Source organism: Bifidobacterium amazonense (assembly GCF_018555435.2).
GTDB lineage: Bacteria > Actinomycetota > Actinomycetes > Actinomycetales > Bifidobacteriaceae > Bifidobacterium > Bifidobacterium amazonense.
Map to the genome: position 1 here is coordinate 14,653 of NZ_JAFEJT020000029.1, position 22,659 is coordinate 37,311.

Below are 22,659 nucleotides of genomic sequence, written 5' to 3' on the forward strand. Positions count from 1 at the left end.
TGTGGAACTATCACTGCGGAGCCAGACCGCTGTCCTCGCCCCAGTCGGTGTTACCGCTGTCGGTGTTGTTGTCGGTGGAGCCGCCATTCTCGCCGGCGTCGGTGCCGCCGTCGCCCGTACCGCCGCCATCGGAGGTGTTGTTGTCGGAGCTGTCTGAGCCGCCGCCGATGGTGCCGTCGCTGGCGGAACCGTTGCCTCCGGAGTTGTTGGAGCCGCCGTTGCCAGTATTGCCGTTGCTGCCGGAGCTACCTCCGTTGGACGTGCCGCCGCCGTTGGAGCCGCCGTTCGACTGGGTCTGGTTCTGCTGCGACTGCGATCCAGTCGTGCCAGACCCGTTGCCCGTGCCCGTCGTACCGGTGCCCGTGCCGTTATCGGCCCCGTCTCCGTTAGTGCCCGTACCGGTGCCGTCCGTGCCGGCCGACGCCGCCTCAACGGACGCGTTCACGTCGTCGCTGGCCGTCTTCAGTCCCGCGAGCGCCTTCTTCATCGCCTCGGTGTCGGGCTTGCTCTGCTTGAGCAGCGCGTTCGCCGTGTCGAGCGCCTTCTGCAGCGCCTGTCGCGTCGTGTCGTCCGCGACGTTGCCTTCGCTGTCGGTCAGCAGTGTCTGCGCGTCGTCGACCGCGCTCTGCAGCTGCTTTTTGGCTGCGGTACGGTCGGCTTCGGTCTTCTTGTCGTAACTGTCGGTCACTGCCTTGGTCGCGTTCGTGATCGTCTGCGCCGCGCTGTTGGCGGTGTCGGCCGCGGTGCGGGCCGCCGCGGTGCGCTGCACGAGTACGCCGGCGCTCAGGTCGGCTTCGCACTGTTTGACTTCGTCCATGTTCTGCGCGTCGGCGACGGCCTGTTTGAGCGTGGTCAGCGTCGTCGCGTCGGCCACTTGGCTGGCCTTGTATGATTGCGCGGTCTTTGCGTCGGCGAGCGCCGTTTCGAGCGTCTTCGCCGCGTCGCTGTAGTCGGAGTATGCGGCCTTGCATGCGGCGAGTCGGTCGGCGTCCGACGTGCCGCCTCGGCGGCTGTTCCATACGATCACGCCGGCGACGAGCGCGATGACGACCGCGGCCGACGCCACTGCGGCGATGACGATCTTGGGATTGAACGGAAGTTCGCGTGTGAGCGAATCGTCCGGTTTCACGTCGCTTTCGGTGGGCGTGACGACGGGCATGTCGTCGGCTCGCGTGAAATCGTCGCCGGAGCCGCCGGGCTGGCCGGCCTCGTCGATGCCGGGCATGATCCGCGTCTCCGCGTCGCCGGCCGTCGCACGGCCGTCCCATGCGGTCGTCTGTCCGTCCGCTCCGACCGTGCCACCCGGGGTCAGCGGCAGTCCGGCGTCGGGGATGACCGTCGTCGACTGGTCGCCGTCGGCCGCACCGTCTCCGGTCCGGCCATCGTCCGTATGCCCGACGGAATACGCTGAGGAGTCGGCCGACGGAACGTTCGGCTTCGTCTCGGACGCATCGTGTGCGGCCGGTATAACTTCCGTCGCCGCGTCGGCGGCCGGGAGCGGCACGGTTGCCGACAGTTTGTCCGGCCCCGTTGCGAGAGCCTGGGTCGGCGCCTCCGATGATGCCGGCGTATGTTCACTCACGACCGGACCCAGCGGCGGGATCGGCGGCAGATCCGGCAGCGCCGGCTTTCTGCGGGCGCCTTCCTGCAGCGTCGGAGGCAGGGTGATGGTCGGGATCTCCACGGACGGAATGTCATCCGACATATCGACCGTCGACGTGTCGAGCAGCGGGGCACCCCATTCCGGCGCCCCATGATTGCCGGAATCCGCCGATTTCGGACCGGCAACCGGCAGATCATCATCCCCGTCGACCGACGGGAAGCTCAGATCGACATCCTTCGCGGGATCCTCCCCGTCCTCGTCGGACGGCCCCTGCCATTCAGCATCCAACACTGCGCACACCCATTCCCATGTCATATCGCGGCTTCGCCGCAACCCTACAACCTCCCGCCATCATACTATCCACCCCCTAACGCATCACTTACCGGCAACGACCCCGCATACGCGGAGCAGACTTGCCGACGGGCCCTTGAACTGGCCCATTTGCGGTTCATCCCCGCGTACGCGGAGCGGACGATGCGTTTTTGCGACCATGCGCATCGGCGTCGCGAACACCCCCCCCCAGCCATATTCGCTGCGGAAGATCGTACCGCTCGACTGCTGTCACGCTTTGTATGAAAACGGGCGAATGGTTCAAGTGTGGCATGATTCGATGTCACACCTTCACGAAAACCAAGACTTTCAGCAAGACATGACACGTAGCATGCGCACAGTTTCGGACCATATGACGGCTGATCGTTGGTATCACTGGGATCCCATGAAACACCGCCTGCCATGCCCGACCCATATCGCCTCTTTCGGACGAAGTATGACACCAACGCTGTCACGCTTCGCCAGCAGGAGTGTTTTCCAACACTGTGTGACAGCAGATCACGGCACACCCCATACGAACAAGCCCGAAGTGGCCAAGCATGACAAACCACTGCCATAACAGCACTGCATCATGCAAAACGTAATACCGAAACCATGCAGACACCGGTCATGGGTGCGCTGAAGGTTTGCCGGATCACGCCCCCTCCGCGTATGCGGAGCGCACAGTGGCGGCAATGCGGTCGCGGAGGCCGACCATGAATCATCCCCGCTGATGCAGAGCGGACGTACCGGTCCTTCCCGGACGGATCATCGCACCCGGATCATCCCCACGTATGCCGAGCGGATCTCTCCCAGTCGAGCACCGGGATCGCCCGGCCCAGATCATCCCCGCGTATGCGGAGCGGACGCCACGGCCGATACGGTGAGCGCCATCGTCTGCGGATCATCCCCGCGTATGCGGAGCGGACTTGGCGGCGGTGGCCGCGTCCGACGTGAGCTGCGGATCATCCCCGCGTATGCGGAGCGAACTCCTCGCGTTCGTCGCCATCTGGGAGACCCAGCGGATCATCCCCGCGTATGCGGAGCGAACATCACCGCGGAACACGACGAATACACCGCCCTCGGATCATCCCCGCGTATGCGGAGCGAACCTGGTAGGGTATCGCGTCGCTCATGGGAGCTCCGGATCATCCCCGCGTATGCGGAGCGAACCAAGCCGTACCTCGGGAAAGCCGAGAACCCGCCGGATCATCCCCGCGTATGCGGAGCGAACCCCAAGAAAACCATGCGCGCAGAAGAACGCATCGGATCATCCCCGCGTATGCGGAGCGAACGACTGGAGCCTGATTCGATCTGTCGTGATTGCCGGATCATCCCCGCGTATGCGGAGCGAACGCCGATGCTGCCGGTGATGCCGTTGATGATGCCGGATCATCCCCGCGTATGCGGAGCGAACTCGTCCGGCACCGTGAACGTGACCACGTACGATGGATCATCCCCGCGTATGCGGAGCGAACAAACGGGTCACGCTGATGCTCTCGTTCGCGACCGGATCATCCCCGCGTATGCGGAGCGAACATGATTCGGACGATTGGACCGACGTTGAGCGTCGGATCATCCCCGCGTATGCGGAGCGAACACCTTGGTGGACGATGAGAGCCTGCGCGCCGACGGATCATCCCCGCGTATGCGGAGCGAACCGAGTAGTCGATCACGCTCGGGTCCACCAACGCGGATCATCCCCGCGTATGCGGAGCGAACTCAGGGAGTCGACGATCTGGGAAAATCGCCGACGGATCATCCCCGCGTATGCGGAGCGAACGTAGTAGGCTTTAAGGCGTTTACACGCCCGGGCGGATCATCCCCGCGTATGCGGAGCGAACCCGCTGACACGCAGCACGCGGCTCGTGCTCGCCGGATCATCCCCGCGTATGCGGAGCGAACGAACGCTACCAGCAGATCATCGACCATTGGCACGGATCATCCCCGCGTATGCGGAGCGAACTGTGTGTGGGCTTGCTGGTGTCAGGTAGTAGGCGGATCATCCCCGCGTATGCGGAGCGAACGACTGCTCGCTGGTGAGCTGCTGCTGGAGCTCCGGATCATCCCCGCGTATGCGGAGCGAACGGTCGGCCCGGCGTTGTCGGTGCCGATCGGCGCGGATCATCCCCGCGTATGCGGAGCGAACAAACGAGATCGTTTCGGCCATGGTGTTCTTTCCGGATCATCCCCGCGTATGCGGAGCGGACGGTTCCGAGGCTTCCGGTTTGGTCGAACATGCCGGATCATCCCCGCGTATGCGGAGCGGACTGGCCTCGGCTGATGCGGCCACGGCCACCGCGCGGATCATCCCCGCGTATGCGGAGCGGACCGGCACCTATCGCGGAAACCGCGCGCGTGTTTCGGATCATCCCCGCGTATGCGGAGCGGACGGATTTGTGCGCTGACCATTATTCGCTCCATCCGGATCATCCCCGCGTATGCGGAGCGGACGATCGTCACCAGATGCACCAGACTGCCGAGCGCGGATCATCCCCGCGTATGCGGAGCGGACACGGCGTGCGGTGGCTATGGCATGGTCGGGCGCGGATCATCCCCGCGTATGCGGAGCGGACATCCGGGGCGGCGGTATTTTCATATCCAAGCACGGATCATCCCCGCGTATGCGGAGCGGACGTCAATTTCAACGATGGTATCCATGATAAAACCGGATCATCCCCGCGTATGCGGAGCGGACGTGGACGCCGCCGTCTGCACGCCCGCCGGGAGCGGATCATCCCCGCGTATGCGGAGCGGACCAGGAGGGAACGATGAAACTCGACCATAAGAACGGATCATCCCCGCGTATGCGGAGCGGACTACAACAAGTCGGTCAACCCTGTGACGCATGACGGATCATCCCCGCGTATGCGGAGCGGACCACTGACCTCATTGACACCACCGCCAACGATGCGGATCATCCCCGCGTATGCGGAGCGGACTTCTTGTCTGTTGTCGAAACGGAGGAAGTGAACGGATCATCCCCGCGTATGCGGAGCGGACAGTCTGATTTTATGCGGAAATGGCGCGCACGGGGAAGCGGAAAAATTGGATTGGCGCAGTGATGCATCGTCGAGTGGCCTGCGGCTGAACTGTTTCAGTACGAATGCCGCTCATCTGCCGTATTTGCGATATCGTGAAGCGTTGCTCCATCCGGTTTTGCTGGCTCCCTTTCGTCGTTGTTCCTGATTGCTGTTCGGCCGCATGATCAGCGTAAGGCCATCGTAATCGACCGGATGCCATTCTTGTCCGTGTACTCGGAATGCCATGCCCTGTTCGTTATCCGATGGATAGACCATGGTTGCCCGACCGATTCCGATGTGCTCCACAATTTGATCCCATAACAAGTCCCGGACCCGGGCGGAAACCTTGCCAACATATACGCCGGGCGAAATCTCGAGCAGCCATCTGGTCAAATGCCCGCGCAATTTCGGCGGAGACACCGTCAGCACCACGACTATCATGTGGCAGCTCCCCGATATTCGTCACGTACGGTCCACGTCGAGGCGTCACCATCTTCATCGATCCATCCGAACTCGTCAACAGGTTCTTCGACGAGTCCTTCCGCAAGAAGGTTCGAGGCATCCGCCGCCATACTCCGATTCGATGCGACCGACCCGCCATCCGGATCCGATGAATGGTTCCGCCCCGCATCCGTATATCCGCTTGCTCCGGACCACAGCTGCGTGGTAACGTCCTGAACCTCCAACGGCTCAGCCGCCAACTCGTCCTCGGTCAGCAGCAATGATCGTATGTCTTTCACGCAACGGCGTAGGAATTTGCCGTCTTTCATACGATCTCGCATACCTCGTCGAGCCGCGGCCGATATATCCGCAATCTGCATCGCCACCAGATCAAACGCCAGCGGTATGGTGATCTCCGCCTTGTACAAATCCGCGATGTCGTACACGAAACTGCGTTCGTTGCGCGCATGGACAAAACCGAGCCCCGGCGAACACCCTAAAGCCACGATCACTGCATGCACTACGCCATACAGTGAGGTGTTCGCCGCGGACAGAGCGCGGTTCACATCGTCGGCATCGTCGAAGTCGTCGACCTTGTAGGATCTGCCGGACCAAGGCACTCCCGTACGCAATGATTCGCGCTCGTACGCCCGACGGACCCGGGTTCCTTCCTTGCCCAATAGCTGCTGCATGGTCAGTCCGTCGGTAGGCTCGTTGGGGAATCGCATCGCGTACATGCGCCGGGCGACTTTCACGCGGGTCCGTTCGGAAGACACGAGTTTCGCCTGTGCTTCAAGCAGTCGCGTGGATTGCGCCAGCGACGCCCCATGGCAGTAGTATCGCACGCCGCGCTCCCCCACCCATATGCAGGTCGCTCGGGATTCTCCCAGCAGGCAGACGGCCGCATAGGTGATGTTGCTGCCGGGTCCCAGCATCAGCACGCTTAGCGCCGCTGCCGGAACATGTACCGTTCCCCGCGAATCGGTGATCGTCACCGCATTGTCGGCGCGACTGACCACGCAGTGCTCCGCATACAGGAACGTCATCCGATCCTGCATGCGCACCAGCGAGGTCAGCGAAGGCGGTCGTATGCCGGCGAAGCCGCTCATCGCGACTCTTTCGGAACCGAATCGCCACGTATGGGCACCAGCGTCAGCAATCCGAACCCATAGCCCTTGGCTCTGCCGATGCCTTGCGTCAGCGCCCGGCGCAGCAGTTCCGGATCGTCTACGGCGAGCACCCCGTCATAAGTCGCGGACGCAAGCGTGACTTCGGAGCCTTGTCTGTCGAACCGTACCTTCCGAGAGTCCCTCACAACGATTTCCGGCAATTCCAAGCGATTGATCGGCATGTGGAACCCGTATTCCCGGGCGCGCGCCCCAAGCCATGCGATCTGCTCTTCGACGGTCACCACGCCGACTCGTTTGCCCCGCACGCCGGGTTTGCCGGAGGGGATGGATTTCGTGGGATTCGCCTTGAGCCGGAATCCCCATTCCTGCCCGATCGCCAGTCGATTGAGGAACGGTTCATAGTCGCATGTCGCGTATCCCGAGGACTCGCGTCCCATGCCGAATTCCTCGCACAGTATGGCCCGATCCGGAGCGGCTTGCGAAACGATATACAGACGACCGGCTTCTCCGTTGCGTCCCGGATCCAGACGCCACAATGCGCGGGTGTCGTCGGAGCGCCCATTCCCGCTTTCCACGGACCTGGCCACGATTGCGTGCAGCCGTTCCAGCGACATCATCGCCCAACGTGCGTGGCGGTTGCGCGGATCCACCGTGATTCTGGTGAATTGCGTCATGACTGTTCCTCCGTTGCGTTCGCGATGGTGTTGAAGATGATGTCATCGCTCGAAGCGATGGGATCCGTCCCCGCCGGTTCGACGCTGCCGGCGCCCTGGTTCGTTGGCGGGACCGGTGACGTTTTGACCGTCGGCGCCGGACGCATGCCTTCGGCCAGTCGTTTCACCCGTCTTGCCTGCCACCGTCGTCCCCGCGGATCGAAACTGACCGGTTCGTCATTGATCGCATCTACGAATCCGGTCCCATCTTTGCCTGTTTCATCAGCCAACGGTTCCACGATGATCTGCGCGAAGCATCGCTCCGGGAACAGCGAGGCATCCCGCAGGGCTTTCCTCTGATACCATTCCGCCGCACACCATGGCATATGACGCAACGCGTCTTCCAGCGGCTCCTGTGATATCCAGGTCCGGATCGGACCGTCCGGCGGGCAGGATCGGCGTCCGAGAAAAAGCTGATAGTGCGGCGCGGCCAACGCGGACCGGTATCGTTCGAGTTCGTCGCCGTCCGGACTTTCCAGCCCGACGAGGAACACGGCATCCTGCAGATAGTACCGGATCGATAGTGGCAGCATCTGCCGTTTGCCGCCCGGTCGCTCGTTTTTCAGGTCTTCGGCCGTGTGGAAGTCGCGCATCACGGTTCCGGGCTGATCGATGCGCACGCCGAACCGGAGTCCGGCGAATCGTTCGAGGGATTCCTCACGTCCGATGCCCAAAGCGGCGGCGATCATCCCGATGACGCCGCTTTTCGTAGGCATCGGTTCGGTTTCCCGTCGTGTAAAGCGGCTGCTGGCGCCCCATGACTGCAATGGTGCCGCCAAACGTATCAAAAGTACCGGCATGGCGTCACTCCACCGAGTCCGATGCCGAATCCGATGCCGAATCCGATACCGAGTTCAGCCGCTGCGTCACGATCGTTTCGAGCCCGTCGAGCAGCTGCCGCATGGTGGAGCGCTGTTCGACCAGTCCGTCGGTCCCTTCCGCGGCTTCCGTCGCATCCCCGACACGCACCACCCACGTATGCACCGGCGTGATGTCGTATGCCTCATCGAACTCCTTCTGCCGCCGCACCAACGCCTCGGTGGCATGCCGCACGTAGTCGGGTTCGACCGGCTTCTCGAACGCGCCGACCAGATTCACCGCCTGCGTGTCACGCACGTTCACCACCACCAGATCGGGCAGGGTGCCCTGCGCGAACGTGTTGATCTTGCCTTTCGGCATGCTGATCAGGAACGCTTTCACGAATGCCGCGACCGCCTTGGCCGTTGCGTTGACGTCGCCCAATGTATCGTTCAACCGGTTGACATCCACGTTCGCGTATCGGTAGTAGGTTGCCGCATTGAATTCGATCTGCCCGACCATGGCCGCGCCGGAATCGCCGGAATCGTCGCTCTCCCGCCTGATGTCGTCGACCGCGGTGAAGAAGTCCGATTCGGAGTCGACCGCGTGCACGCTGACGGCATGCGCCACCTGCACGGCGGCATCCACGTTCAGGTCGGTGTCGTCGGCGACCATGCGACCGAACATCGCCACGTCGACGGACCGGTCGTCCGCGACGATCTGCTTGATGCGCTTCTTCTCGGATTTCACGAACTTGACCGGATCATCCTGCGTCAAGGCCTCCACCGCAACATCAGCGAGATAATCGTACTGGCGGTTGCCAAGAAACAGCAGGTACTTCGACTGCTGCAGCTCGTCGTCGGCCGTGGCGTCTTTTTTGGCGCGCGGCTTGTCCAGTTTGATGCCGGCTCCGTCGCGCAGGATGCTTTCGGCGAGGTTCACGGCAAGTTCCTCATCCGTCTGCGGAGCACGAGCCAGGATGCGGTTGCGCAACAGTTCCACGACACGCTTGGTACGCACGCCCAGATCCTTGGGGTCCAGCAGTTCTTTGAATGCCTCACGCGTGGGCCGTTTCCACGCCTGGCTGGACACGCGGGCGCGGGTAAAGCCGCCGTATTCCTGGGTTTTGGGGCTTCCGGTATCGTCGCGGTTCAGATTGCCCGCGGCGGTGGTTTCCAACACGTGGATCTCGACGATGGTACGGTTCGCCTTGTCAGTGGTCGTCATGATGGTTCCTTTGCTGATGGTAGGTGATGGTAGGTGATGGTGGCTGATGTGATTGGAATGTTTCGTGTCAACGTGGGACCTGTCCGGATCCGGTTCGCCTCATGTCCCGATGGCAACCGCTAGTCGTCGGTTCGTTGGTCTTCGGCTTGCGCTCGCCGGTAGGCGCTTTGAAAATCCCTTCCCCACCGGGTACGCACGGCGTTCGCGCGGGTACGGTCCGCGCGCAGCGACAGCAGATCCTGCGCCAGCAGACCGTAGTTCAACGCGATGCGCTCCCGTTTGAGCAGGCTGATCAGGCTGCGCGCGTGACCGGTCAGTTCTTTCCAGCTGTTTGCGGTCTGCAGCTTGTCGAATCGACGCCTGATGCCGTTTTCGTTGAAGTTGCCGCATGCCATGCGACCGACCGCACGTCCCAGCGACACGTTGCCGTCGGTGTGCATCGAGGTTTCGTGGATCGACTGCTGATGCATCGCGAACAACGTGATCGCCGCGTGGGCCGCGCGCTCCTGCGGCGACGGCTCGTCGGCGTACCGGCCGGGATCCCCGCTGACCGTCGGATCGGCGATGCCGGGCATGGTCCAGTCGAAGATGTCCGGATCGGCACCCACTTCATGCCCGACGGCACGCCTCAATTTGGCTATGGCGGCCGTCGCGGAGGATTCGTTGTTCAGGTAGCCTGTGTGTCCGATTCCCGCCTCGTCACGTCCGCCGGACGCCAGCATCCGCGCTTGTTTTGCGACCCATGTTCCGAATGGTGTCAGATTGGCCCGAGTCACGGCTCTTGCATCGTCATCGGATGATGCCATGTCCTTTTCTCCTTTCTTTACTGTTCATTTTTTCGGTTATGCGTTTGTGCCGTCGTTGTCGCTCTGATTCGCCGAGTCGCGATGATTGGCGCGTTCCGTCGCGGTCTGGTTGAAGATGCCGTTGACTCGACTACGGAACCATATTTCGGCGAGCGCCGCACTGTAGTGTTGGGTGGTGCCGTTCACATTCACATCACGTCCGACGATCGCCTTGGGCGATGCCTGTCCGGCGAGGTGTGAACCGAGACGCTGCAGCAGTTGTCTGGCCTGGCTGTACCAATCTCTGCTGAGCGTTTCCGGATTGTCGTCATGGTCGATGCCGCGCAGCCACTGTCGGAATGCGCCGTCGAATGCGGAGTAGCCCAGTTCCGCCGCTCGCTGCTGCGGCGCTTCGGTCGGTTTGCCTTCGGACAATGCGATATTGGCCGCCAGATTGCGCAGCGCCCGGATGCCCTGATCGGTTTTGTCGACGGCGTCTTGGATCATCTGCCCCATCTGTGGGTTGTCGGTGGTGAGGACGACAAGGCTGATGTCAAGAGTATCGTCGACGGTTGCATCGATGACGGCGTCATTGTTGCCGTATTCGACCCCAAATGCGTGCAGCCGTACGGGAATCGACCGTTCCGGACAGGCTTTGGACAGCCATTTCAACGAGTAGGGACGAATGAAGTCATCGCCGCCGGTCGGGTTCCCTGAGTCATGGGTGGCCAGCAGGAGCGGCAATCCTCGCCAGAGGGCCCGCGACGGATCATGTTTGCGCGGCATGTACACCACGGGTCGTTTCAACGCCTTCTCCTGCGTGGGGCTGCGTCTCCACGCGGTCATGGGTTCATGGTGTTGGGCGTTCTGCGGTTTGAGACGGTCTCCGTTGCATACGAGCACGCCGGTGACGGTTTCGTCGTCATGGACGAGCAGCATACGTCGGCCCTGCCATGTCATCAGTGTGGCCGGTCCATGGAAGAACGAGGTGTCTCCCGTTCGTTCCACAGGCTGGTCGAATCCCTTCGTGGCTTGCTGGGTGAGCGGTTCACGTTCCCACACGGGCTTGTCATCGTCCCATTGCACGGAGGCGGCCTCTCCGGATTCGAACACGTCCTGGCTGACGTAATTGAGCATCAGCGTCTGCCACAGGTTCGTTCCTTCGACCAGGTACCCGCCCAAGTGCCCGGTCCAGGCCACGCCGATCGGGTATCCTTTGCCGCCTTTGACGCGCGGATCCCCCACCGCGCCGGATTTGATGCCCGAAGCGTCGTATGCCTGCACGGTCACCAGCCAGCGCGCGGCTTCGGCGGCGCGTATCGACTGCAGTCCGTCACCCATGCGCGTGGTGAAGAACGGTTCTCCGCTCGGCACGTCCAGGATCAGCCGTTCGAGTCCGGACGTCTCATGCTTGGCCGTGTGCAGTCCCGCAACCTGATAGAACGGGTACCGGTCGTCGAACAGGTCGAACCGGTATCGCCATTCGTCGCAGTATTCGAGGATCGCCTGCATAAGCGACGGGTTCCCGGCCCCATAATCGTACAGGCTTTTCCAATCGTCGACGTCGAGATCATGCCCGAACCGGCCGTACAGCATCGCAACCAGCAAACGGCTTAACGCAAATCGCTGCAACGGCATGTCGCCGTCGATGCTGCGGATGTCGCCGGCCTGTTCGAACGTCTCGATGATGGACAGTTCCCTATGCGATCCGTCCGACAGCATCGTGACGGGAATCCATGGCCGGTCCATAAGGTTGAAGGAAGTTCCGCTACTTGGCATCCGTCGCCCATCCTCTCTCCGTCGAGTATTGGAAGCGTAGTGTTCTCATTCTTCCACCTTTCGCTTTGGAATCATGAATGGTGTATTGGGCGTGTCCTTTGTCGTCAAGTACGACGAGTAGCTGCCCGGCCAAATCGCGGTTTTGCACCATGTAGGTGCGCCATTGCTCCGGCACCGACGCTTCGAGCGTCTCGATGACGGAGTCGATGTCGTTTCCGGCCAATGATGACTGTCCGAGGGAGATCGTGCAGGACAGGATGTCTCTCGTCTGCCGACGGTCGGGCGCCCCTATGCCGGCCGGCAACGGTTCCGCCGATGCGAACGCTCCCCAGGCCGGCAGTTGAAGATTGCCGTCCGCATCCTGCTGCAGCACGACGACTTCGAAGGAATCATCACTTTCCCTCACGCCGGCCGAGACGAGCTGCTGCCGCGACGTTCCGGGCGTATCGGGATCGGGAACGCAGGTGTACAGCCAGCCGTCGAGCGAGAACGGATCCTTTGCGTATTGCGGGTTGAGGATCCGCAGTTGGCCGGCTTCGTTTTCGCTGTTGTCGATGACGGACCGCATGGCCGCGCGCGCCGCCTGCTCGCCGTCAGTGCCGGTTCTCCATTCCTTCGGGCAGATGTCGCCGTCCGCATACACGGTTTGCACCAGACGCGGGATATCGTCCGGAATCGTCACCGTGGCCGGTGATGCCGGCGTCACACGGAGCACCGCCAGCGAGCGCATCAGCAGATACCGCTGGTACACATGTTCCAGTCCTTTGGCGAACGTCGAAGGCTTGGTCGGCGAGTATTCGTCGATGCCGGTGATGACCAGCTGCGCGGATCGTAACGGACGGGGACGCTCGCATTCCCCGTCTCCCCGATGATGGCGGTGCAGTCGGCCGGCTCGCTGCAGGATCAGGTCGATCGGCGCGATGTCGGTGATCATCAGATCGAAGTCGACGTCCAGCGATTGCTCCACGACCTGCGTCGCGACGACGACTCCGTTGCGCTGGCCGTGATTGTCGGCCGAACTGTGCTTGCCGTATCTGCGAATCAGTTCACGGTCCGCGCGTGCTCTGTCGAATGCGAGGAATCTGGAGTGGGATAGGGTCACGTCCGTGCTCAACCGTCGCTTCAGCAGATCGTAGGTTCGCTGCGCGCGTGAGACGGTGTTTCTGATGACGACGGCGCAGCCGCCTTCCTTGAGCCGGTCCCGCAACAGCCGTACCAGCGATTCATCGTCGTCTGAGATCATCGATACGGTGATTTCGGTGGCTCGTCCGGAGGACGCGGGCGATATGTCGGCGATGCCGTTTGCCGTTGATGTTGAGATCAGCGGATATCGCAGGTCCAACTGTCGATGCGCATGATCGTCTGAGTGCCGGTCGACGCACGTGTTACTGGGATTACTGGGATTATCGGCCGTCGTTGCGGAGCTTCGCTGCCCGCCATCGTCCGGGGACGGTTCGTTGGAGCGTGAGGCGATTCGGCGCCGCATCGGTATGCGGCTGAGAACATGAGACAGCGCTTCCTCGCCATCGTGTTCCATCCTCAACGGTTGTGGTCCCGGCGTCATAGAGGCTGGTTTCGGCATCGGTTCCGCGCATGCCGCCGCGTTGGCGCCCTGCCGGTATGCTTCGAGAAACGCCCTGCGTCTGTCCTGCGGCAGGGTGGCGCTAAGCATGATCACCGGCACTCCGTATGTGCCGAGCCATGCGAGCACGGTTTCCATGTATACGTTCATGTATGCGGTGTTCGAGTGGATTTCGTCCAGGATCACCACTTTGCCTGCCAACGCCAGATGCCGCAACACCACGTGTTTGCATCGCAAACCCGCCATCAGCACCTGATCGATGGTGCCGACCACGAAATTCGAAAGAAGTCCTCGTTTGCGGCCGGTCAGCCACGAGTTGACCACGGCCTGCAGCGCAGCCTCGTTCCTGGACCTATCCGCCCGCGAACCAGTCCGCGCTGGATCCGGATCATCATCCACGGATCCGACGGAAGGAAGATCCCGGAACGCGTCGTCCAGACCGTGCCCGTCGTCGAACCATCGTTCACGTAGCGTTTCGTATTCGTCGTTGAGTTCGCGTTTGCCGTGCGCCAGGAACAGGGATGTCATCATGCGGCGGTCTTCGGCCGGCAGATGCCCGATCCAGTCAAGCACGCGCGTGAACATGGCGTTGACGGTCGCTTGCGTGGGCAGCGCATAGTAGATGCCGCCGCAATGGAATTTCGCGGCGATGATTTCGGCCGACAGCAGTGCCGCCTCGGTTTTGCCCTCGCCCATGTTCGCCTCGATGATCATCAGTCCGGGCTCGGTCATGTTCTTGGACATACGTACTGCCTCCTGCTGGACCGGGCGGAGCTTGGCATGGGGGATGTCGAATTGCCGGGAGAACAGTTCGTCTGCCGACATGGTCGGCATGGACGCGCGCCATGGTTCAGGCAATGCGAGCATCCGCCATGCGCGCGCCGCACGTCGTCTCGGATCAAAACGATGTTCATCCGCCGGTGATTCGTTCAGCGAGCACAAGCGGCTGTCACTCGCAATCCAATCGGCGATGATGACCAGCGCGGTCAGCAGAATTTGCGTGCGTCTGCGCAGCGGACGTTCACGCATGCCATGCAGCACCGGCAGAACGCCTGTACGCTCGGCAATCCAGTCGAGCAACTCAAACCGTACTGTCTCCCAATCCTCGTTTCCGGCGAATGTCCCGTACCGATAGCGACGGCGAAGCTCCTGCTTCTCCGCGTTCAACGACGTGCCGTGGTGGCCGGCGACGATGCCGGCCATGCCGTGCGCCAGCGTGCCGTCGCCGATGCGCAGGCCCTGCCGTTCCAACCATGATTCGACCGTCCAACTTCCCACGAGTTCGTGCCGGTATCGTGATCGCAGCTCATCTCCGGCGACGGACGGATCAATGCGCAGGCCGGTCGCACGTACTGCATCAGCGAATCGTGGGACTTGCGCGACGAAGGCCGGAGAGGCCTTGCCCACATCGTGGATCGCGGCGACGAACCGATATAGCATTCCGGCAGAGTCTTTATCGCCAATGTCTTGGGCGATCAGATCCGCAACATCGTCGGCCACGAATTCGTCCCATACGTACGACGCGATTTCGCCGGTGTCTTCCAGGTGCTGCCAAAGCTGAAGGTACCGTTCGTCTCGAGGGTCCCGGTATACGCTTTTCGCCCAGATCGACAGCGCTCGCTCCGACAACGGCGGTCGGCCTTTCGGGAAATAGGGATTTCTTTCCACTGTCCTTTATCTTCTTCTGAGCTGCGCGGCGTAATCGTCCAGCACCTGCAGGATGCCTTGATGCGCCCACACGGCGTTTCTGCGTCCGCCCATGATTTCGGTCAACACTCCGTACTTGGTCAGCGTGTCGATGGCCCGGTCCGCCGTTTTCTGTGTCAGCCCCAATTTGACGGTCAGATATTCACGATTGATGATCGGCTGTTCGATAAGCAGCGGAAGCACGTTCCATGCGGTGGCACCCGCACGCACTCCGCGCAGTGCCTCTCGGGATTCATCCAGCTGGTGTTCCAATGCATCGATCAGGCGTATGCCCGTCACCGACGCGTAGCGACAGGCAGACGTGAAGCACATCGCGATCGGCCGTGCATCGCCGTCACGGTATTGCTGCAGTGCATGGAAATATCGACTTGTATCCGTCAACAAACCGGCGGATACCGGCGGCGTCACGTTGCGGACCAGTCCCTTGTTGCGCAGCACGGCATGGACCAGCGCCCGGCCTACTCTGCCGTTGCCGTCCGCGAACGGATGGATCGTTTCGAACTGGGCGTGTGCGATGGCGCACTGCACGATTACCGGCAAATCGTCACGCTGCAGGAACTTGAGCATATCGAGAATCGCCGGTTCCACCAATTCCGGCTGCGGTCCGACATGACTGGCATGAACCGGACCGTGGCTGCTGCCTCCGATCCACACCAATTCATTGCGGAAGCGCCCGGCATAGGCCTCCCATCCGAACTGCGCGGACAGCAATGCCTTGTGCATGGCAAGCAGCCCCTGCTCGTCAAGATGTTCGGACCATGCCAGAGCAGCCTCCATGGCCCTGACATTGCCCACCACGACTGCGGCATTATTGCTCTTTCCCTCACCGATCTCCTGCAACGCCAGATTTTTGGCCCCCACCGTAAGATTCTCAATCTGTGAGGACGACGTCGATTCCGTACGCAACAAGATGGATGACATGGGGCCCAGCACCCGGTCCTTGACGCCAAGCTTGGTCGCGGCGTACGCATCCAACTCCCCCAACATTCTCGCGGACTCCTCCAAATCCGCTACCAGATCATGGGGGATGGCCAATTGCAGCCCGGCAATGGCAGGAGGAACGGCCGACTCGTATGGGCCTGTTCCCCGTTTGCGCTCCGTTCTGGACATGTAGGCGTCATCATCGGGCAGCCAGTAATGCGATGCTCGGCCCATTGGAGGGACTACGAGCGGCAATTCATGTGCATCTGTCATAATCACTCCTTTGTTGAGACAGATATGTACATAAGTGTCCAAAACTTGCATACAACCCTATCGTTTTATCTTTAGTTTCTAGATCATAGACCTTCACCGGCCACCAAGTCAATCCCCGCGAGTGCAAGGCAGTCGCGCAACCAAAGCGCTTTATCGGATCACGCCCGCGAGATGCAGGCCTTTCTCATCGTCCGCAAGTCTCTCGACAAACGACGGAATGTAGAACTGTACCGTATGTCCTATATACGTTGGCACGGAGACGAACGGGGGGAGCATCCGCGTTGATGCCACATTGCTCTTTTTTTATTATCAATGATAGGATTATTCCTATCATTGATAGGAATAATGGAAGGATTGGGATCAATGAACGACGTTTCGCCGGTTCCTTCTCGAGAGTCGCTCCGTGTAGAGTTCAAGAGCGAGCGTTCTGGACCGGTCGATGACTCGGTGATCATCGCCAATGTGGTGGCGTTCGCCAACACCAACGGCGGTACGTTGTATCTCGGCGTCGAGGATGATGGCACGCCGACCGGCGTCAGCCGTGAGCATGGGAACATCACCCAGTTGGCGGCGTACGTCTTCAACAACACGGTTCCCCCGGTACAGGTGCGCCCCGCCGTGCTCAATGTTGACGGTCTTCGTGTGGTCGCTATTGATGTGGACGAGTCCTCGCAGCTGACTTGCATGAGGAGCGGCAGGGTCGTTCATCGGGTGCTCAAGGCGGACGGGGAGCCCGAGGTCGTCACCATGTATCCGTACGAGTTCGTTTCCCGTCTGTCGTCCATTGGCAGCTACGATTACAGCGCGCAGCCGGCGCCCGAAGGGGATCTGTCGGATCTTGATCCGCGGGCCCGCGACATGTTGCGGGAGGGGATCGCGAGAACGCATGCGGACGATGAGATGCTGTCGTTGTCCGACGCCGATTTCGATGGCGCACTGGGATTGACGACCCGGCAGACGCGGGATGGCAGCGTTGTGCCGACGATCGCCGGAATCGTGATGATCGGCACGAAACAGGCGCTCGTGCGTCGCGTGCCGACCGCGACGGCGACGTTCCAGGTCATGCGGGACGGGTCCCCGGTCGTGGACGAACGGCTGCGCATGCCGTTGGTCCATATGTTCAAACGGATCGAGGAGCTCCTCACCCCGTGGAATCCGAAGACGGAGATCATGCTCGGATCGCAGCACGCCAACTTCTCCGCCTATGACGGCAGCGCGTTCCGTGAAATCATGGCCAACGCGTTCTGCCACCGCGACTATACCATCATGATGCCGGTACGGTTCCAACTGGACGAAACCGGTCTGACCGTGGCCAATCCCGGCGGGTTCATGCGCGGCGTCAACCTCGGCAACCTGCTCACGGTCTCACCGACCCCGAGGAATCCCCGATTGGCGGATGTCATGAAACGATGCGGATACGTGGAACGGACGGGACGCGGCATCGATCGGATCTTCGCGAGAACGGCCGCCTCCAGCCGCCCGCTGCCTGACTATTCGCAATCCACCTCCGAAGAAGTCGTGCTGTTCCTGCGGAACGCCGCAGTAGATGAATCATTCGTACGTCTGGTCGACGACGCGACCGCCAGGCGAGGGTCCGCATTGCCGGTCGAATCGTTGATCACGTTCGCGACCCTACACCAGTACGGGGCATTGAACGCAACCGAGATCGGACGACGGACCAGTCTTGACCGGGAGCGCGTGGCCCTGGCGTTGCGTGACCTGTCGACGTTGAAAATGGTGTCATCCCACGGCGACGGCACATACGGATTAGCCGACAGTGGTAAGCGGGAAACCAACGGGACCACGTCATCGTCGAAATCCGATCGCATCATCCAAATCATCCGATCCTTGGGTGGTGCGGCATCGGGACCGCAGATCGCCGAACACTACGGCAAAAGCTACACCACCACCCTACGACTGCTGAAACGCATGGAAGCGGAAGGCCTCGTCCACCATCGAGGCAGCACCAAAGCATCCGAATACTACATATGAGAAGCCATCATGTTTTGTGGGAAACATGGTTTCGCCGTCGAATCATCATAGCAACCATCCGCAATGTTAGGATTAGATAACATTTATTGGAATGTTAGATATTCCTAACGTTAGGACTGATATGAGGGCCACGAGCGACATTCGATCAGTACGACAGTTGGCCGTCAGCCTGCGCGATGCGCGTGTAGTCCAAGGGATGACGCGATGGGCGCGGCGCGCGGCTCAGTTCCGGGACCGATGAGTCTTGATTTCCGGAGCGGATCACGCCCGCGAGATGCGGGCCTTTCTCATCGTCCGCAGCGCTCTCGACAAACAGCGAAACACTGAATCGTGCAGCACATACCCACTGGATACGTTGGCATCTCAAGAACCCCACTCATCCAACAACGCGACTCACCAAATTGACAACATTTGCAGGCTGCCTTACCATACGAAGGTAAGAGATAAGCAAAGATGCTGCGAAGAGCACGACTTCGCTCCACCCGGAATGAGCCGGAACCAGAAGTTCAGGGCTTAGGTCGAGCTTTGCCCTCAGAAAAGTGAATCCCCTAGATGCCAACGTATCCACCACGTAGGTGCCCTTTCTGCGCCTTCGCAATGATAACGCTGGCATCGCCGGCAACCCACAACAAGCAAAGGAGCATTCATGCATACCGGGTATCCATCGGATTCGGAGGAGGACGCCGTGCATTCCGGCACCAGCGGCCCCCGGCACGCGCAGCCGAAGAAGCTGCCGCACCGCCGCTCCCCTCTCACCATCACTGCCAAATTCAGCAAGAAGGCCGTGGCATGGATCGCCGCCGCAGCCACGCTGTTCGGCGGCATGTCCGTGGCCACCATGTCGGCCAGCGCCGACACGGGCGTCACCGACAGCTACGCCAACACGCGCGGCAACGCCACCTTCGAGGCGGCCCGCGAAAAGTACGGCCTGACCGAATCCATGGATTCCGGCGCCATCCTGCACGCGTGGATGTGGTCGTTCGACACCATACGCAAGAACATGGCCGCCATCGCCGAGGCCGGCTACACCTCCGTGCAGACCGAACCGATGAGCCATATCAAGGTCAACAGCGCGAACGGCAAGAAGTTCACCGAGAACTGGTACTACGTCTACCAGCCCACGAACACGAAGATCGGCAACTTCGTCGTCGGCACCGAGGACGATCTCAAAGCCCTGACCGCCGAGGCGCACAAGTACGGCGTGCGCATCATCGTCGACGTGGTCGCCAACCACTTCACCTCCGACTGGAACGCCATCGACTCCGACTGGAAGGACACGAGCCTGTTCCACTCGCGTTCCAACTGCTCCGGCGCGAACGGCGACAACATCAACTATTCCAACCGCTGGCAGGTGACCCAGTGCCATCTGCTCGGCCTGTGGGACATCAACACGCAGAACCAGACCGCCGCGAACAAGATGAAGGAATTCCTCGTCCAGGCCGTCGCGGACGGCGTGGACGGCTTCCGCTTCGACGCGGCCAAGCACGTCGAGCTGCCGGACGAGCTCGGCACGCATTCGGTCTATTGGGAGACGATCCTGCAGAACGGCGCCCAATACCAGTACGGCGAGGTGCTGCAGGGCGACTCCAGCCTGAACTACAAGGGCTACGCCGCCATGTTCACCAAGTACTCGTCGGACGGCGGCGGCAACACAGCGTCCAGCTACGGCCAGACCGTGCGCGCCGCGATCAAGAACGGCAACCTGAGCGCCGGCACGCTGAGCAACCTGTCGAACGGTGGCGCAAAGAACGACCAGCTGGTCACGTGGGTCGAATCGCACGACAACTATGCGAACGGCGACAAGGAGTCCACGTATCTGAACGACTACCAGCTCAAGATGGGCTGGGCGCTCGTCGCCTCCCGTCAGGCCGGCGCGCCGCTGTACTTCAACCGTCCGGTCGGCTCCGGCGGCTCGAACCCGCAGTTCGCGGAGAAGAGCCAGCTGGGCGACGCCGGCGACGACATGTGGAAGGACAAGTCCGTCGTGGCGGTCAACCACTTCCGCAACGCGATGGACGGCGAGGCCGAGTATCTGCGCAACTGCAACGGCCAGAACTCCTGCCTGATGGTCGAGCGTTACGTCGCCGACGGCAACAACGCGAACGACGGCGTGGTGATCGCCAACATGGGCGGCGACCAGAGCCTCGTCGGCTCGGCGACCACGCTGGACGACGGCACATACAAGGATCAGGTCAACGGCGGCACGATCACCGTCTCCGGCGGCAAGATCACGGCCGGCACCGCGAAGGGCAATGCCGTGAGCGTCTACTACGATGCTTCCGGCTCCACCACCAAGGTCGCGTCCGTCTCCGCCACCGCATCCAAGTCGTTCAGCACCGACACGACCACCGTCACGCTGTACGCGAAGAACGTGAAGAACGCCAAGTACACCACGTCCGAAGGCGACTCCGGCACGTTCAAGGACGGCGACACGATCGAGGTCGGCTCCTCCGTCAAGGTCGGCGGCAAGATGACCGTCACCGTCACCGCGACCAACGCGGAGACCGGCGAGACGCTGAAGAACACGTATACGTACACGAAGACGGAGGTCGAGGCGCAGAACCTCGCCAGCCAGTACCAGACGAAGACGAACGCCACGAAGAAGACCATCACGGTCGACGGCAAGACGAACGACTGGGACAGCTCGATGATCATCGCGCAGGGCGCCGCGAACGACGATCCGCGCGTGTACCGCCCGAACTCGATGTACGAGGTCCCGATCGACCTGTACACGCTGTACGGCACGTACGACGACGACAACCTGTACCTGATGTGGGAGATGACGAACGTCCAGGACGTGGTCGCCCCGAACGACAACTATCCGCTCACGCAGGGCACGCTGTTCAACAACATGAACGTCCCGTTCTTCTTCGCGTTCGATACCGGCGACAGCTCGACGCGCATCGGCAAGAGCGCGCAGCTGAACACCGGCGGCACGCTGTGGGACAGCGGCATCACCTGGCAGAACAAGCTCAACAAGGTGCTCGCGATCTCCACGAACGGCGCGAACGGCCCGTGGATCTATGGCGGCGACAGCGACGGCCTGAATGCGAACGCGCAGTACGGCCCGGCGGCGAACGCCAAGACCGAGACCGAGAAGTCCGGCATCGTGTTCAAGTACGGCCAGGGCATCCTCAGCTCCGAGGTCAACGGCATCGACGGCGCGTACGGCGAGAACAACGGCCGCGTGGTCGGCGACATGAAGGCCGGGTCCGGCGCGAAGTGGGTCAACTTCAACGAGAAGGGCCACAATTCGAGCACGATGGACTTCCACTATGAGATGTCCATTCCGCTGAGCGAGCTCGGCACCGATGCGGCGAAGATCGCGAAGAGCGGCATCGGCGTGCAGCTGGTCGCCACGATGGGCAAGTCCGGCATGGACTCGCTGCCGTACGATCTTGCGGTGAACGACAACGCCGATCTGGACGATTCGGCCGGCTCGCAGGAGAACAACAGCTTCGAGAAGTCCGATGCGGACAACTTCACTGTGAACTTCGCGCGCATCGGCGGCTCGGATGATTCCGGCTCCGGCGAGGGCACGACCGTGAAGGTCACGTCCGTGGCGATCTCCGGCGATGGCGTGTCGAATGGCAAGCTGACCGGCGACCTGACGAACGGCGACACGACCGCGCAGCTGACCGCGACCGTCAAGCCGGACGACGCGACCAGCAAGAAGGTCACGTGGAAGTCGTCGAACACGGCCGTCGCGACCGTGGACAAGAACGGTCTCGTGACGTTCGTGAAGGCCGGTACGGCGACGGTCACCGCGACCGCGGGCGGCAAGAGCGCGACCGTGACCGTTACGGTGACCGGCGAGAAGCCGATCTCGAAGATCACGACGATCTACTATCCGAGCAAGGTGTACGGTGCGGACTCCACGTACCTGCACTACCGTGTGGCCGACGGCAAGTGGACCACCGCTCCGGGCGTGAAGATGACCGAGGCGTGCGACGGCTGGGTCTCCTACACGATCAGCGACGTGAACGAGCAGCAGGTCGAGTTCGATCTCAACAACGGCTCCGGCACGTGGGATAACAACGGCGGCCAGAACTACAAGGCGTCCGGCGCGACCATCGTGCTGCAGGACGGCAAGCTCGGCTCCGTGAGCCCCTGCGTGGCGAAGGTCGACTCCATCGCGATCTCGGGTGATGGGGTGTCCGGCGGCAAGCTGTCGCTGAAGGTTGGTGAGTCCGCGACGCTGAAGGCTACGGTTTCGCCGGCTGCTTCGCAGTCCACGGCTCGGGTTTTGTGGTCTTCTTCTGATTCGTCTGTTGCTTCGGTGATGGGTACTGGTGTGGTGTCTGCGAAGGCTACCGGTACCGTGACGATCACGGCTGAGTCGGGTGGCGTGAAGGCATCGGTCACGTTGACGGTGA

The 22,659-nt window shown here is 61.6% G+C and carries 12 protein-coding genes and 1 CRISPR repeat array; of the genes, 2 read left to right on the forward strand and 10 right to left on the reverse strand.

The genetic code is table 11. The features are described from left to right. Positions 1–10: 10 nt before the first annotated feature. The 10 genes from JS533_RS07865 to JS533_RS07910 form a co-directional block, all read right to left on the reverse strand. Positions 11–1,894, reverse strand: a complete 1,884-nt coding sequence (locus JS533_RS07865; protein ID WP_241513885.1) for an FIVAR domain-containing protein — start codon at positions 1,892–1,894, stop codon at positions 11–13. Positions 1,895–2,690: 796 nt separating this feature from the next. Then, positions 2,691–4,915: a CRISPR direct-repeat array (repeat unit 29 nt; unit sequence CGGATCATCCCCGCGTATGCGGAGCGAAC). 110 nt (positions 4,916–5,025) lie between these two features. Then, complete coding sequence (gene cas2e, locus JS533_RS07870) at positions 5,026–5,376, reverse strand: type I-E CRISPR-associated endoribonuclease Cas2e (RefSeq protein WP_241513886.1); 351 nt, start codon at positions 5,374–5,376, stop codon at positions 5,026–5,028. Beyond that, positions 5,373–6,485 carry a type I-E CRISPR-associated endonuclease Cas1e gene (gene cas1e, locus JS533_RS07875; RefSeq protein WP_241513887.1) on the reverse strand — a complete coding sequence of 371 codons (1,113 nt, stop codon included), beginning with the start codon at positions 6,483–6,485 and terminating at the stop codon, positions 5,373–5,375. The genes cas2e and cas1e overlap by 4 nt, the downstream gene beginning before the upstream one ends. Then, positions 6,482–7,180 (reverse strand): type I-E CRISPR-associated protein Cas6/Cse3/CasE, encoded by a 699-nt coding sequence (gene cas6e / locus JS533_RS07880; RefSeq protein WP_241513888.1) that lies wholly within the window; start codon positions 7,178–7,180, stop codon positions 6,482–6,484. The genes cas1e and cas6e overlap by 4 nt, the downstream gene beginning before the upstream one ends. Beyond that, entirely contained in the window at positions 7,177–8,019 is an 843-nt protein-coding gene (gene cas5e, locus JS533_RS07885; protein ID WP_241513889.1) for a type I-E CRISPR-associated protein Cas5/CasD, read from the reverse strand. The genes cas6e and cas5e overlap by 4 nt, the downstream gene beginning before the upstream one ends. A 4-nt stretch (positions 8,020–8,023) precedes the next feature. Continuing rightward, positions 8,024–9,244 (reverse strand): type I-E CRISPR-associated protein Cas7/Cse4/CasC, encoded by a 1,221-nt coding sequence (gene cas7e, locus JS533_RS07890; protein WP_241513890.1) that lies wholly within the window; start codon positions 9,242–9,244, stop codon positions 8,024–8,026. A gap of 119 nt (positions 9,245–9,363) precedes the next feature. Then, complete coding sequence (gene casB, locus JS533_RS07895) at positions 9,364–9,966, reverse strand: type I-E CRISPR-associated protein Cse2/CasB (RefSeq protein WP_241513891.1); 603 nt, start codon at positions 9,964–9,966, stop codon at positions 9,364–9,366. Positions 9,967–10,086: 120 nt separating this feature from the next. Continuing rightward, positions 10,087–11,808, reverse strand: a complete 1,722-nt coding sequence (gene casA / locus JS533_RS07900; RefSeq protein WP_274619210.1) for a type I-E CRISPR-associated protein Cse1/CasA — start codon at positions 11,806–11,808, stop codon at positions 10,087–10,089. Continuing rightward, positions 11,798–15,058, reverse strand: a complete 3,261-nt coding sequence (cas3, locus tag JS533_RS07905) for a CRISPR-associated helicase Cas3' (protein WP_241513893.1) — start codon at positions 15,056–15,058, stop codon at positions 11,798–11,800. Before cas3 ends, casA begins: the two co-directional genes overlap by 11 nt. Positions 15,059–15,064: 6 nt before the next feature. Then, positions 15,065–16,291, reverse strand: coding sequence for a Fic family protein (locus tag JS533_RS07910; RefSeq protein ID WP_241513894.1), 1,227 nt, complete (start codon positions 16,289–16,291; stop codon positions 15,065–15,067). A gap of 363 nt (positions 16,292–16,654) precedes the next feature. On the opposite strand from JS533_RS07910, the gene JS533_RS07915 reads away from it, so the two are divergent. Then, positions 16,655–18,283, forward strand: coding sequence for an RNA-binding domain-containing protein (locus tag JS533_RS07915; RefSeq protein WP_241513895.1), 1,629 nt, complete (start codon positions 16,655–16,657; stop codon positions 18,281–18,283). 646 nt (positions 18,284–18,929) lie between these two features. Continuing rightward, the coding region (locus tag JS533_RS07920; protein WP_241513896.1) for an Ig-like domain-containing protein at positions 18,930–22,659 on the forward strand (3,730 nt) is incomplete at its 3' end.

Coding starts and splice junctions, on each gene's coding strand:
- cas2e (WP_241513886.1), bottom strand. CDS start 5,376: ATGATAGTCGTGGTGCTGACGGTGTCTCCGCCGAAATTGCGCGGGCAT.
- cas1e (WP_241513887.1), bottom strand. CDS start 6,485: ATGAGCGGCTTCGCCGGCATACGACCGCCTTCGCTGACCTCGCTGGTG.
- cas6e (WP_241513888.1), bottom strand. CDS start 7,180: ATGACGCAATTCACCAGAATCACGGTGGATCCGCGCAACCGCCACGCA.
- cas5e (WP_241513889.1), bottom strand. CDS start 8,019: ATGCCGGTACTTTTGATACGTTTGGCGGCACCATTGCAGTCATGGGGC.
- cas7e (WP_241513890.1), bottom strand. CDS start 9,244: ATGACGACCACTGACAAGGCGAACCGTACCATCGTCGAGATCCACGTG.
- casB (WP_241513891.1), bottom strand. CDS start 9,966: ATGCTGGCGTCCGGCGGACGTGACGAGGCGGGAATCGGACACACAGGC.
- casA (WP_274619210.1), bottom strand. CDS start 11,808: ATGCCAAGTAGCGGAACTTCCTTCAACCTTATGGACCGGCCATGGATT.
- JS533_RS07910 (WP_241513894.1), bottom strand. CDS start 16,291: ATGACAGATGCACATGAATTGCCGCTCGTAGTCCCTCCAATGGGCCGA.
- JS533_RS07915 (WP_241513895.1), top strand. CDS start 16,655: ATGAACGACGTTTCGCCGGTTCCTTCTCGAGAGTCGCTCCGTGTAGAG.